7 protein-coding genes are annotated in these 14706 nt (G+C 62.1%); 4 read left to right on the forward strand and 3 right to left on the reverse strand.

All coding sequences use genetic code 11. The features are described 5' to 3' along the window. The coding region (locus GQ56_RS42930) for an ESPR-type extended signal peptide-containing protein (RefSeq protein WP_265183106.1) at nt 1-2930 on the reverse strand (2930 nt) is incomplete at its 3' end. Between the two features lie 1554 nt (nt 2931-4484). Here GQ56_RS42930 and GQ56_RS0105190 point away from each other — a divergent pair. Continuing rightward, nucleotides 4485-5396, forward strand: coding sequence for a LysR family transcriptional regulator (locus GQ56_RS0105190; RefSeq protein WP_031397640.1), 912 nt, complete (start codon nt 4485-4487; stop codon nt 5394-5396). Between the two features lie 44 nt (nt 5397-5440). On the opposite strand, the gene GQ56_RS39985 is transcribed toward GQ56_RS0105190, so the two are convergent. Together GQ56_RS39985 and GQ56_RS43920 are read right to left on the reverse strand one after the other, a co-directional pair. Beyond that, nucleotides 5441-6448 carry a LysR family transcriptional regulator gene (locus tag GQ56_RS39985; protein ID WP_161788545.1) on the reverse strand — a complete coding sequence of 336 codons (1008 nt, stop codon included), beginning with the start codon at nt 6446-6448 and terminating at the stop codon, nt 5441-5443. Between the two features lie 443 nt (nt 6449-6891). Continuing rightward, the gene (locus GQ56_RS43920; RefSeq protein ID WP_152601639.1) at nt 6892-7620 is read right to left on the reverse strand and encodes a hypothetical protein; all 729 of its coding nucleotides are present in this window, start codon (nt 7618-7620) and stop codon (nt 6892-6894) included. A 937-nt stretch (nt 7621-8557) separates the two neighbouring features. Here GQ56_RS43920 and GQ56_RS43925 point away from each other — a divergent pair. From GQ56_RS43925 to GQ56_RS0105225, 3 genes are all read left to right on the forward strand, one after another. Further along, entirely contained in the window at nt 8558-13252 is a 4695-nt protein-coding gene (locus GQ56_RS43925; RefSeq protein WP_043301135.1) for a YadA-like family protein, read from the forward strand. Nucleotides 13253-13355: 103 nt separating this feature from the next. After that, nucleotides 13356-13724, forward strand: coding sequence for a hypothetical protein (locus GQ56_RS43930; RefSeq protein WP_152601640.1), 369 nt, complete (start codon nt 13356-13358; stop codon nt 13722-13724). A gap of 106 nt (nt 13725-13830) precedes the next feature. Further along, a complete protein-coding gene (locus GQ56_RS0105225; RefSeq protein WP_081894819.1) occupies nt 13831-14667 on the forward strand; it encodes a PoNe immunity protein domain-containing protein in 837 nt (278 codons plus the stop codon). Nucleotides 14668-14706 lie beyond the last annotated feature (39 nt).

Raw genomic sequence — 14706 nt, forward strand, 5'->3', positions numbered from 1 at the left:
GTCTTGACCGTGACCGTGCTCAGGCCGGTGGACAGCGAGCCGATCGAGCTGGTGGCCGACGACAGGCCCGTCGACGTGGAGGTCGACAGCGACAGGACGGAGCTGTTGGTCGAGCTCAGGCCGGTGGACAGGGAACCGATCGAGCTGGTGGCCGATGACAGGCCGGTCGACGTGGAAGTCGACAGCGAGGTGATCGAGCTGTTGGCCGACGACAGGCCCGTCGACGTCGAGGTCGACAGCGACAGGACGGAGCTGTTGGTCGAGCTCAGGCCGGTCGACAGGGAACCGATCGAGCTGGTGGCCGAGGACAGGCCGGTCGACGTGGAAGTCGACAGCGAGGTGATCGAGCTGTTGGCCGACGAGAGGCCGGTCGACGTGGAGGTCGACAGCGAGGTGACCGAGCTGTTGGTCGACGAGAGACCGGTTGACAGGGAACCGATCGAGCTGGTGGCCGAGGACAGGCCGGTCGAGGTCGAGGTCGACAGCGAGGTGATCGAACTGTTGGCCGACGAGAGGCCGGTCGAGGTCGAGGTCGACAGCGAGGTGATCGAACTGTTGGCCGAGGACAGGCCGGTCGAGGTCGAGGTCGACAGCGAGGTGATCGAGCTGTTGGCCGACGACAGGCCGGTCGACGTCGAAGTCGACAGCGACGCGATCGAGCTGTTAGCCGACGAGAGGCCCGTCGAGGTCGAGGTGGACAGCGACGTGACCGAGCTGTTGGCTGACGAGAGGCCCGTCGACGCCGAAGTGGACAGCGACGCGATCGAGCTGTTGGCCGACGAGAGGCCCGCCGAGGTCGTGGTGGACAGCGACGTCAGCGAACTGTTGGTCGACGACAGGCCGGTCGACGTCGAAGTCGACAGGCTCGTGAGGTTCGACGTCGTGGTGCTGGCTACCGCGTAAAGCTGGCTGCCATTGATGGCGTCCGTGCTGCTCGCACTGACGAGGCCGGCCGCCACATTCTGGATGCGGCGCTCGGAGCCGACACTGCCTACGCTCACGACACCGGATGAGCTACTCGCGCCGGCGTAGGTACCGAAAGTCTGGCCGCCGATGACCGTGCTGTTGACAACGCCGGTGCCCTGAGTGGTACTCGAAGCCGCGCCTGTCGTGGTCGCGTTCGCACCCAGTGCAACGGAACCCGCGACAGAAGCATTCGCGGCCGAGCCAACTGCCACGGCATAGGCGACATTGCTGCCGACCTGGGCGGAATCGCCGACGGCAACGGAGGAGACGCCGCCGACGGAGGTATTGTGACCCAGCGACGTCGAGTTGTTTGCCGACGCGACCGATCCTGCGCCGATCGCCGTGCCGTTCGCCGCGGTCGTCGTACTCGAGGCGCCGAGCGCCACCGAGCCCGAACCGCCGCTTGCCGTAGAACCATTCCCCAGCGCCAGCGCATCGGAACCCGACGCGATGGCATTCGCGCCGAACGACCCGGTGTTGCCGAGCGCGATTGCGCCGACCCCCGTTGCCGTTGCCGCGTTGCCCACCGCGACCGCGCCGTTTGCACCGGTCGCGTTCGCGCCCAGGCCAACGGCCACGGCACTGTTGGTCGCCACGCTGGCGCTGCCCAGCGCAACCGAGCCCGTGCCGCTCGCCGAGTTGCCGTTCCCGAGCGCCACGGTGCCGTTGCCGGACGCGGTGTTATTGGCGCCCTCCGCTACCGCGCCGGTGCCCGTTGCCACGTTGGGATCGCCGATCGACACCGCACCGTTGCCGCTTGCCGTGTTGCCCGAGCCGATCGAGACCGCTTTCCCGCCGGTCGCACTGGCCGACTGCCCGATGGCGACGGCGCCTTGGGTGCTGGCCGTCGCGAACGGCCCGACCGCAACGGAAAAGTCGCCAACCGCATCGGATTGACGCCCCATCGCGATGGCACTGTTGCCCGTCGACGAGGCGTCATAGCCGAGTGCCATGTTGTAGTTGTTCAGCGTCGCCTGGGCGCCCATGCCGATCGCGATCGAACCGTCCACGGCGGTCGTGGCGCCGCTCCCGATGGCGATCTGCCCGCCGGTGACGCCATCGGTGCCGACCGTGCCTCCGTTCAGCGCATTGGTTCCGAGCGCAATGTTGTTGAACGTGCCGCTGCCGGCCGCGCCGGTATTCGCCGCATTTCCGATGGCAATGGTCGATGTCGAACCGGCCGTGGCATTGGCTCCGATCGCGAGTGCGTTGATACCCGTCGCGCCGTTGTTGGCGTAGTTTCCTTGCTGCGTGCCGCTGTCGTTCGCGCTGAAATAGTGCACGGTGGAGGTCGAGAGGGAGGCCTCGACGTTGTAAAGCTGTGCCCCCGTGACGGCATCGTTGGATGTCGGGGAAATCAGGCCAGGGGCCAGGCCGGTAAGAAGGGTATTGGTCGCGCTATAGGCGCCTGTCGTGGCGTTGATCAGTGCCGTGGCGATGTTCAGGGTCGGCGTGACGATGTTCCCGGTCTGGCTCAAGCCTGCGGTCGTTCCATACTCGATGGTGCATGCGTACGTCGCGCTCAAATTCGAGCACGCGCTCGATGGAGAGCCGATCGATGCGCCAATCAGCGCGGCATTCGTGACGTAATTGATGGCCGTGCCGCCGAAGCCCCAGACTGTCGGGTCGAGGTTCGGAATGCCGTCGTCGAAGACGTTGTTGACGGTGCCGCCAATCGTGCCGCCGAGCGCGGCCCCGTTGTTCAGCGTGCCATTGTTGATGTTGCCAAGCACCGTGACGCCGTTCGATTGCGCGTAAAGCGGGGAGGACGCGACAAGAAACGCCGTCAACGCGCCCATTGCGATGAATTTCACGGACAGCAACGCTCCCATGAAACCGGCGCTGCGCTCGAGAGGGGTGGCGTCGCCGGACTTTCCACCGGTTCGCTTGCTCCGGTCGATTTCGCTGACAGCTACCCACGCACCGAGAGACTCATTCCAAACTGTCTTGTATGACTTATTCATAAGAACACCTAATTGAAGTTACCAGATCGAACAGTTGATGGTGCTCTCAGGCATCTATCGCTCGGCGAATGAGGTGACTGCTGCCGCCTCATGCAACATATGATTTTTTTGTAATCTCAAGGCTAGCAATAAATAACGTGCTATCCAGGGATTAAATCTTTAAATTTATTGACATTGCATGAATGAATAACTGAAATCCCGTGGCTGAATATCGGGATTTGAAAATCAGTTATTCGTTGCGTGAATGTCGAGCGATTGGCTGGGCCGTTGAGTACTCGAGTTGCTGTTGCGAGGATTGGACGATAATGCAAATTATTCGATTGCTCAATAATGGTTGGCCTAAATTCAATGGCGTTTTTTTTAACTATTGCAAATTTCCATTGTCGAATAACTGTTATTTAAATCGCGTTATTTATTGTTCCGACGTAAACATTTCTTGATTTTTAATATTCTATTTTTCTGAAATTTACTGGATGGATGTCGGTTATTGAAAAACCGGATTTCGCCGAAGCCCGACATGAGACGGCCCTTGCCGACCGGCGGGCAGGGGGCCGTCCTGCGCGCGATCGGCGAAACGGGGTGGGGAAGCGCGATACAAGCGCCGTGACGTAACGGAGCGGTGTTGCACTCGTACGGCGAGTCCGACGGGACGAAGGGAGGCGGCCGCAAGTGGAATCGACAGGCGGGGGGCGGGTATCGGGACGCGAACGACTCGGGGTTTGTTGCGAATTTGGCCGCGACCGGGAAGCCGTCGGGTTTCCGTCGGTGCCTTCAAGCGGAACATGGAGGGGCGATCGGGCCAAACACGGCGATCGTGCGCGTATGTCGGTCCGCCGTGTCGGCGGATCTTTTTCGACAGGAATTTGAAAGCAACTGACCGGCAGGTATTTCCCTGAATGGGTCATGCGCACGACAGCGGAACCGTGTAGCCCAGGCCATGCGCGACCGGTCTTGTCGAGCGCGCGAGGCTCTCGTGGCCACTGTCCGCGAAAGGCCGGTCAGACAAGCCGCAGCCCGTGCGTCGCCTGCATCCGCGGCGACTGCGCACGCCCGGAACCGTCGAATTCTCATGAGGATTGGGCCGGCGCCCAACGACAACCGAGAGTTATTTATATAAAAAAACAACGTCTTACGCGGAACGAATCCACTGCATATGATGCGTTCAACCGATTCGACGGCGGTACGGAGCGTTTCGAGGTGTACGGCAATCCATGATCTCGTGTCGAACCCGACACGCACGATCGAATGCGTCGCGATGACCCGCATGTGTTCAAGCCGATCCCGGAGTGTGTGCGTCGAGGAATTCGATGTCGGCGAGCCGCCTTGCGGGCGGCCGTCGAACATGACTGCACGACAGGGTTCGTCATCGATCGGTGCACTCACGGCTGGAACGCGGTCCGCGCATATCGAGTGCCGAAACGGCATCGGCAATCGCGATCGTGAGCCCGAGGCGGCCAGCTGCGTGAGGAATTTGCGGGTGCGCGCAGGATCCGTGCATCTTTGATCTGTTGAACGACCGGGGGCGAAGGCTCCGTATTGACTGGTGTGTGAATCATGGATTTCAAGGTAAACAGGTTCGTCCTGATGGACACGTTCGTGCGAATCGTCGAGATGGGAAGCTTTACGGAGGCAGCGAGGTTGCTGAATACCAGCCAGCCGACGGTGAGCCGCCAGCTTCAATCGCTCGAGAGTTTCATCGGCCTGGAACTGATCAATCGAACCACGCACGGGATGCGCATCACGGAGGCCGGCCGTCGCTACTACGAATATGCGAGGAAGCTGATCAGCGAGATGGTGCAGTTCGAACACGACATGCGGGGCGAACGCGTCGAACCGCGCGGGTATCTGCGCGTGGCCGTGCCGCACCTTCTGGCTCCCGAATGGCTCACGAACGTGGCGGCGAGGTATTTCGAGGCGTGCCCGCTGGTGAAGCTGGAGTGGGTTACGAGCGAAGCACCGGCCCGCTTCCATGAAGAGTCGATCGATTGCATCATCCGGTTCGGCCAGCCGTTTGATCAGACCTCGGAAGTGCGCCAGGTCGGAGAGCTCGACCGGATCGTAGTGGCCAGCCCGGCGTTCGTGGAGAAGCACGCGTTTGATCAATCGGACTGCGCGTCGTTTCGCGACATTCCATGGATATCGCTGGTCAACAAGGACAAGAACAAGCTGGTCCTTCACAACGACCGGCAGGAACGGTGCGAGTTGAAGATCGACCCCGTGTTCTCCGCGGACCAGGTACTGGTGACCCGCGAGGCCGCTCGCCAGGGAATCGGCGCGGTGCTGATTCCGGAGTGGGTGGTGCGGGACGACATCGCGGCGGGGCGTCTGGTCAGGATATTGCCGGAGTGGGTCGGCGAGCCGGTGCCGGTCAACATCATGTTTTCCCAGGAAATGGGCGAATCCGCGAAGCTTGCGAAATTCATCGACGTCGCTGCGTCGGCCATCCATCAGGTGCTGAAAGCATGACGGTGGGCGGTTGCGCGCCGAATCGGCGTGTCGTCACCGAACGCTCACGCGAACGAACGCAGCGCCCGTTCCCTCAGCATCTCCATCATCAGTTGCGCGTTGCGTGACAGGAACAGGTCCGATCGCGTCACGAGACCTTCCGTCAAGTCGGGCAGCGGCTCTTCGAGATCGAGCGCGACGAGATCGAAATCCTGGATTTCGGATGCGATATCGAGGTTCACGACCGCGAGCGCGTTGGTGCATTTGAGCGCCGCGCGCGTCGCGACCACATTCTGGCTCTGGATGGCCTGCGGCGCCTCGATCACTCTTGCCGCGCCGACGGTGGACGATTGCGTCATGATCCGGATGCCGCCGCTTACCCAGCGAAACCGGGTCAGGTCGTCCAGCGTGCAGCGGCGGTTGACGAGCGGGTGGTTGCGATGGGCAATCACGGCCGTCGGCCGGCGGAACCACGGCTCGAACTGAAACGGCTGGGGGATCGACTCCGCAAGCGCTGTGCAGACACCGAAGTCGAGTGTGCCGTCTCGCAGGCCGGGAAGCACCGACGCAAGCGTGCCGTCGACGATACGCAGCGGTGCGCGCGGCCGTTGCGCCAGGAAGTCGGGCAGCACGAGCGGCAGCAGGCGGGCCGAGGCCATGATCGACAGGCCGATCGAGACCCGGCCGCAGTCGTCGGCCGACACGTCGCCGTCGAGCAGGCTCATGTTTTCGACGATCAGCATCGCGCGCGGCAGCAATAACCGGCCGGCCGCGGTCAGGGCGGCGCCGCCGACACCGCGCGTGAGTAGCGCGGTGCCCAACTCCTCCTCGAGCAGGCGCATCGTTTTCGTGACGGCTGCCTGCGACACACCCATTTCGCGGGCGGCGGCACGGATGCTGCCGAGTCTCGCAACGCTGACGAACGCGAATACTTGCGGATACTTCATGGTGACAACCTGCGGTTGATTGTCGAAACGAAGAAGCCTCTTCTCATGCTGTTTGTCCGGGCGGCAAGCATGGCCCGTTTTCCCTCCGGGAGCCCGACGGCTGGGCGTTCGAGAAAGCCGGATCACGACGCGCCACGAAACGGCGGGTCGAATCTCGCGGCCGACAGACGACAACCTGCGATCATGCGCAGGGTTTGCACGAAGCACGGGAAACCGTCCGGCACGCTTGCGCGAGGCGCGCAGGGGCCCCCGCGCGCCTGCCGGCATTGACGCTTCGCGGGACCCGGCACGAGGGTCGATCCGCGATTCGAATTCCTGCCGTATGTGTATCCAGCCGCATTGCCGGGATACCGTGTCGCAGCGACTTCATGTGTCGACACGCGTTTCCGCTACGACAACGCCGCGTTCGATCGGGGGCGTGTTCGCCGCACGGAGCGAGTGGCACTACTCGATCCGGCGCAACCGTACGACATTACCGTACTTGGCCGCTGTGTGCGCCCTTTGTTCACATACTAACGAACCGTTGACATGTGCATGCAGCTGCATGGCACGACAACCTGGAATTGATCTTAGCGATCCGTCGACGGGTCCGCAATCGAGGACTGCTCGAACACGTGAGGCAAGGAGGGTGTTGCGTGCGCTTCGTTGCCGGCTTCGTGGTTGCGACACTGAAGTCGATACGGAAAAAACGACGTGCATTTCGACGCAGGTGTCACGAGCAGGCCGGTCGGCGCATCGATCGTCAGCGTGTATTGCATCGGGCGTGACGTCGGCTGTATGACCTCGTAGCCGTGTGGCGCTTTCGGACCTGCCGGGTGGTCCGGGCGCGATTCCTCGTTCGCCCGGTGAGGCGATCTGGCGGCCGCGCCGTGCGCAAGTATCGAACCTGCGCGTTTGCCAGTGCCGCGACCTGCGCCAGCGTGATGAACTGGTGAAACAGCGGTCGGTTTTCCATGATCCACTCGATCGAAGCAGCGATGTCGGGCGTGAATGGCGGCGGTGCGGCGCGATACGTTGGGGTGCATGACAACCGGTGTGTGGCGATATCGGTGTAACCGGCTTGGGAATTGAGCTTTAAAAAGTAAAGCGCATGAATTTGCCGCTCGAGTCATTCCTGTCGTTTGCTTTATAAAGTACAGCTTGATCGCATCATGAAGCGGACAACGTTTTGGCGAATCGTCGAAGGGACGACTCATCATGGTCGTGCCGGATCGGCTCGGGCTGTGCGTCGCACCGCGCTGCGCAGCCTGCGAGAACTGCGCGGCGAGTTCATCGCGTTCCGGGCGTTGCGGGAGCATGCGAAACGAATGCGCACTTGCTGGATACGCGGCTCGCGGAGCTGAAGGCGTCGGGGCGCATCGAGCACGGCGACGGCGGCAGCGGCATGACCGTCGAAGACCGACGGCCTGAAGCGGAACTTCAGTCGTTGCTCGGATAGGCAAGGCAGCGGGCCAAGCGGGACCAGGACGGGTTCGCTGCGGCGATCGCGAGCAATCCGGTCAGGTTCCTGATCGACCTGCAATCGCCGGTCGACGCGCCGATCGGTGGCGAAGACGTGCAGCGTCACAAGCCGGACCCGGAACGGACGCCGGGAAGCCCCCAACACTGATCCATTCGCATTGAAATCGGGCGAGGGGGGGGCGCAATCGACCGCCTCTCGGTGATTGCCGCGAGCGGCGGAAGAAAAAGGGCGCGCGGCCGGACAGAAATACAACGATTTGCTGGCTTCCGGGTTCCTGACCCTTATTGGGTGGGTGTCATTCATTGACCGCAAGCGATTGTCACTTTGCCCTGAATCGCGTCCGGACCGCAAGCATCCTTGCGACTTGCCGTCAATTCATTTTGTTCGTCTTCCATTGTCGGTCATCGTCGCCCATTTTTTTGGGCGTCGTCCCGTGGCTCACCCTGATGCGAACCGGTCTTCACTGGGCCGTTACCCGACTCCCCGAGATATGCGCAACCGGCAAATGAGGGGAAAACGCGCCAAGCTTGCGTCGTAGGATGAATGCGGTTCGAGGTAAAAATGCTCTGCGGGGAACGGAATGTGCCGGCCGTCTCGTGTGTGGCACACATCATTTTCCAGACTTGGGGGGATGGTCCGCAAGGACGATCCGGCTGCGACAGGAATGCGACGAAAAATGACTTCCATTACATCGGCGATCCAGACTGATTGTTATGCATTCCTATTTTATTTATTTGTCGTACAACTAAAATAAGTTGTAGGTAGGAGTCGGTTTGAACAAGATATTCAAGGTTATCTGGTGCGGGGCCGTTGGCGCATTCGTCGTCACGTCTGAATTGGCGCGATCGAAGCGAAGCGGGACCAGATCGAGAACGGTATCCGGTGCTTCGGTCGAACATTCACGGCGACAATCGGCCATCGCAGATGCTGTCGCAGTGTTGTTTCTCGCTCTTTCGGGTGTAACGAATGCGATGGCGGGCCTCGTCGATGGCGGCGGCGATACGACGGGCTCCAACGTCGCGGGGGGATCGGGTTCGACAACCGGATCGCTGTCCAACAGCTACATCGGCGCCGCGGCCCAGGGTGTCGCCCTTACGGGTGACGTCGATTGCCTGTCGCTTACCGCGACGCGGATGACGCTGAATGCCGCAAATACCGCATGGTTGCTTGGCACGACTTCGCAGACAACCGATCCCGGGACATTGTATCCAGCGGGGGGGACCAATAACGGCGTGACCGTCAACTACTCCGGCACGGGCGATTTTTCCGGGGGAGGGACGAGTCCCACGGGTTCGCAAGCCACGCTTGCATGGGGATTCAATTCGTTCGCGGGTGGTTGCGGCAACCAGGCGTTGGGCATGGGCTCGACCGCGATAGGGATGAACAATCTTGCGGGGCTGGCCGGCTCGACCGCTCTCGGCATCGCCAACTCGGCCTCGGGCGCGGGAGCGACCGCAATCGGCTTGTACAACACGGCGTCCGGCACGGGCAGCACCGCAATCGGCATCGGCTCGCAAGCGACCGGAAACGGATCCGTCGCGTTGGGTTTCGGCGGAAATGGAAATGCCGCAAACGCGACCATTGCAAGTGGCGCCAACGCCATCGCGATTGGCGGCGACACGACGCAAGGCGCGCAGGCGACGGGCTCGGACTCCATTGCGCTTGGCAGCGAGGCCGCCTCGACCAACACAAGCACCATCGCAATCGGCAAGACGTCGACGGCTTCGCTCGCGAACAGCGTAGCGATTGGCGCAGGTTCGACCGCGAGTGCGACCAGCGCCACAACGAACTGGACGACGGCAAACGCCGTGGTCGACGGCGAGACCTTCTCGGTCAATCAGGCGCCGACGAACGGCGTCGTGGCGGTCGGTAACCGGCAAATCCAGGGGGTGGCCGACGGCAACGTGTCGGCCACGTCGACTGATGCGGTCAATGGCAGTCAGTTGTATCAGGTGGCTCAATCGTTTGCTGCCGTAGCCACGCAGCACTATTTCAGCGTCAACGACGGCGGTACGCCACAGGGCGGCTACAACAACGATGGAGCGACGGGTTTCGACGCGCTGGCAGTCGGCCCCAACGCGTCGGCGTCGGGCGGGGCGGCGACCGCGATCGGAGAAGGTGCGAAAGCCTCGGGGACGCAGGCCGCAGCGCTGGGCAACCTGGCAAACGCCGCGGGATATCACTCCTCCGCGTTCGGAACTTCGTCGTATGCGGCGACATTTGACGATACCGCATTTGGCGCGTTGACGACCGCATCCGGGGGCGCATCTACTGCGTTCGGCGATCAAACCACGGCAAGCGGTACCACATCCATCGCGTTAGGAACACTGGCGACTGCTTCGGCGGCGAATGCAATGGCAATCGGTGCCCGTAGCATGTCGAGCGCAACGGATGCCATGGCTTTGGGCGCTACCTCATCGGCAACGGGCGCGAACGGCGTGGCCATTGGATATGGGGCCATTTCCAATGGTGCCGGTGATATTGCCACTGGCTTCAACGCGGTGGCTGGTGTCGGCGGCTCGACAACCGTTACCAACGATATCGCGGTGGGCACTGGCGCGTCGGCGACCGGGGGCAACTCGATCGCCCAGGGTACCAGTGCGATTGCCAACGCAGCGGGGGCTACGGCAATCGGCAACGGTGCGAGCGCAGGCGCCACCGGTACTGTAGCGATCGGGCAGAATGCGTCGGCCAGCGGCGGTCAGGCGGTGTCGGTCGGCGCGGCCAATACGGCGAGCGGCAACGGTGCGGTCGCGATCGGCGCACCGAACGTCGCAACGGGCACCGGTGCAGTGGCGGCGGGCGCCAATAACACGGCATCCGGCACGGGTGCGTTGGCGCTGGGGAGCGGTAACTCGGCAAGCGGTACTGGCGCGATCGCATTGGGGAGCGGATCGACTGCGAGCGGGGACGTCGGATCGGTGGCGGTCGGTGCGTCGAGTACGACGACCGGCGTGAACGGTACCGCGCTCGGCGCGGGCTCGGTGGCTGCGGCGGTAGCCGCGACAGCGTTAGGGCACGGCGCGTCCGCTGGCGGCCTCTCTTCTGTCGCCGTCGGAGATACGGCTCTTGTCGGCAACGTAGCCAATGCCGTCGCACTTGGAGCGGGCGCAAACGCTTCCGTTGCGGGTTCCGTCGCGCTCGGCGCGAATGCGACGACGACAAGCGCAGCATCGGGCGCGACCCAAGGCACCGGTACTGTCAGCAATACGACGATCGGAGATCAGACATTTGGACCGTACGCAGGTGCGAGCGGTGCGGCCGGCGTCGTGAGCGTGGGCGCCCCCGGCACCGAGCGTCGCATCCAGAATGTCGCGGCCGGCCTCGTCAGTGCGGGCAGCACGGACGCCATCAACGGCAGCCAGCTTTACGCGGTAGCCAGCACTACGATCTCGGACATCGCCAGCTTGTCGACTTCGACCTCGACCGGTCTGTCATCGGCCAATAGCTCGATCAGTTCGCTGTCGACGTCCGCGTCGACCGGCCTGTCGTCGGCCGGCAGCTCGATCATGTCGCTATCCACGTCGACTTCGACCGGTCTCTCGTCGGCAAACAGCTCGATCATGTCGCTGTCGACCTCCACGTCGACGGGGCTGTCGTCGGCCAGCAGCTCGATCATGTCGCTGTCGACGTCCACCTCGACGGGGTTGTCGTCGGCCGGCAGCTCGATCACGTCGCTGTCCACGTCGACCTCGACCGGCCTCTCGTCAGCCAGCAGTTCGATTACGTCGCTGTCGACTTCCACGTCGACGGGCCTTTCGTCGGCCACCAGCTCGATCGTGTCGCTGTCCACGTCGACGTCCACGGGCATCGGTTCATTGTCCACAGGCCTGAGCACGACCAACAGCTCGGTCATATCGCTGTCGACCTCGGCCTCGACCGCGATCAGCGCAGCGAAGACGCATTACTACAGCGTCAACGACGGCGGCGCGCAGCAGGCCAACTATGCCAACGATGGCGCCACGGGCAACAACGCGCTGGCCGCCGGCGTGAACGCCAGCGCGGCGGGCAGCAGCAGCGTCGCGGTCGGAGACGGGGCGAACGCGCAGTCGGCGGGCGCGGTCGCGATCGGCCAGAACGCGATGGCAACGGGCGGCAAGGCCGTGTCGCTTGGCTCCGGCAACACGGCAAGCGGCGACGGCGCGGTGGCGATCGGCGATCCGAACGTCGCAACGGGTATCGGTGCGGTGGCGATGGGGGCCAACAACACGGCGACCGGGAATGGCGCCGTGGCGCTCGGCAATGCAAACGTGGCCATCGGCGACGGAGCGCTTGCGTTGGGCAATGGCGCGACGGCAGCGGCGGTCGGGGCGCTGGCCTTCGGGGCGAACGCGATCGCAAGCAATATCAACGATGTTGCGCTGGGGGCCGGCTCGATCACGGCGGCACCCAATCCGACGTCGGGAGCGACGATCGGGGGCGCGACCTACTCGTTTGCCGGAGCGAATCCGGCCAGTGTCGTCAGCGTTGGCGCGCCTGGGGCAGAGCGCCAGATCACGAACGTTGCCGCCGGACGCATCTCGGCAACCAGCACGGATGCGATCAACGGCAGTCAGCTGAACGCGACGAATCAGGCCGTGAACAATCTGTCGACGTCGACCGCGTCGAATGTTGCGTCGCTTTCAACCAGTATCGGCGCGTTGTCCACGTCGACATCGACCAGTATCAGCTCCTTGTCGACGGGTCTGAATCTGACCAACAGCAATCTTGTGTCGTTGTCGACGTCGACCTCGATCGGGTTGAGTTCACTGTCCACCGCGTTGTCCACCTCGGCCACGTCAATCGTACAGAACGTGGAGGCGGTCACGAATCTGATCGCAAGCACCCGGACCCACTATTTCAGCGTCAATGATGGCGGGACCGCCAGCGGAAATTACGCGAACAATGGGGCGACGGGGCTGAATTCGATGGCATTCGGTCCGAATGCGACGGCGGGCGGAGCGAATGCCATCGCGATCGGCAACGGCGCGGGCGCGTCGTCGGAAGGGGCGACAGTGGTTGGCGCGCAATCGCTCGTATCGGGCACACATGGCGTCGCGCTGGGTACGGGGGCGACCGCGTCGGGAGCGAACGCCGTGGCGCTCGGCGCAAATTCGATCGCGGATCAGCCCGACACCGTCTCGGTAGGCGCACCGGGCGCTGAACGTCGCATCACCAATGTCGCGCCGGGTATCAACTCGACCGATGCAGTGAACGTATCGCAGCTGAATGCATTGGGTAGCTCGGTGAACGACGTGGCACGAAAGGCCTACGCCGGCGTCGCGGGGGCAACCGCGCTGACGATGATCCCCGACGTCGACCAGAACAAGACGCTCATGGTCGGCGCTGGAACAGGCGTGTATCAGGGGTACAGCGCGTTTGCGTTCGGTTTTACGGCGCGTCTGGCCAATAACCTGAAACTTCGCGGTGGTGTCAGTGGCGGCAGCGCCGGATACACGTACGGCGCGGGTATCGGTTACCAATGGTGATCGTTCGGTGAGTGCGTGTCCGGATGAAAAGTCCGGGCACTCCCGATCGTTTGCCATTTCGGAGTGAGCCCCCGATGTTTGAAGAAATGAAGAGGTGTTTAAGATGATTTCATCGATTAAATATAAATTTTCATTGATTTTATTGGCGTTGCTGGCCGGATGTTCGTCGACGGCAGGTCCAGCGTATTCGGTGTGGTCGATCGATCTTCCGAACGGAGGAAAATCCTATCGGGTGGATTGCTATGGCTTGCTCGAAGGGGCGGAAGTATGTCGGCGTAAGGCGGCAGAAATATGCGATAAGAAACCTGTGCTGCCGCTTAAAGGCGTGGTGGCGATGAACGCGGATGGCAATGACCAGGATAACGCACGTGAGTTGACGTTCCAGTGCGGTGAGGCCCCGGCCGCGGGAGTTTTCAATGCGCCGGTAGCGCCGGTAGCGTCGACAACAAGGCTCGCCCTGCAAGAAGGGTAAGCGTGTTGTTCGACGTGACTTGCCGTTTCGATAAACCTGTCGTTCAGGAAATTTAGGTTGGCTCTAAAGAAAGGCTGGGTTTCGATTTTAAATATGAGGGCTGGTCATGAATTTTTCAAAACAGAAGCGGCAAATATATGTAACGGAAAAATATTATGTTGAATTGAGGGATGTATATCTTCATGAGTTTGAGCGGACCTTTGACGGGTTTTCTCCATCAGGGCATGTGAATTTCACTGGATATCTGGATTTTCTGTGGAATCTGGCATCCGATGGCCTGGAGCTTCTGGTTCTCGACTATACGGCTGGGCGGTCTATTGAGGAGTTGAGGGATCAGGTTGCGGATGTCATCGGGCGTTTTGACGAATTCACCAGAAACAGGATTTCGCTGCGGGGCAGGATGCTCCCGGGCAATGAGGTTGATACGCTGAAAATTTCCCGGATAGACATGTACGTGTACATCTTCTGGTTGCTCGCGTTGTGCAAGCTGTTGGGCCGCGACGAGTACATTCCGAAGATCATGGAGTCGGTGGATCGTACGCACGAGAGTAACCGGGGACGGGATGGTTTGTTGGAGGCCGTCGTACTGCAGTTGACTGCCAGGAACGTTCACGCGCCCCAGGTGTTGCTGCATCCAGTGCCTTATCGGTCGCTTGCAAGCGCCACTGTGCGAACTCCTGAAGAGCGACCTGCGCTCGTCAAGGCGTTTGTCGAGAATTGGTACAAGGGTATGAAGGGCACGTATTGGCACGGCACTCACGTGGACGGACGCTACTTCGGTTACTGGTGCCTGGAAGCCGCGCTGGTGACGGTACTGTGGGACATTGACGACAGCAGCTATCGCGACAATCCCGTGTATCCGAAGGATCTGGTGAACTACGCGCGTCAGTCGCAGGCCGCCCGCCGCGCCGACGAAGCAGCGTTGGCATGTTGTGGGCGGTGATCGCTTGGGCTGGGGGAACGACGAATGGAAAATCGCTCT

This window comes from Burkholderia paludis, from assembly GCF_000732615.1.
GTDB lineage: Bacteria > Pseudomonadota > Gammaproteobacteria > Burkholderiales > Burkholderiaceae > Burkholderia > Burkholderia paludis.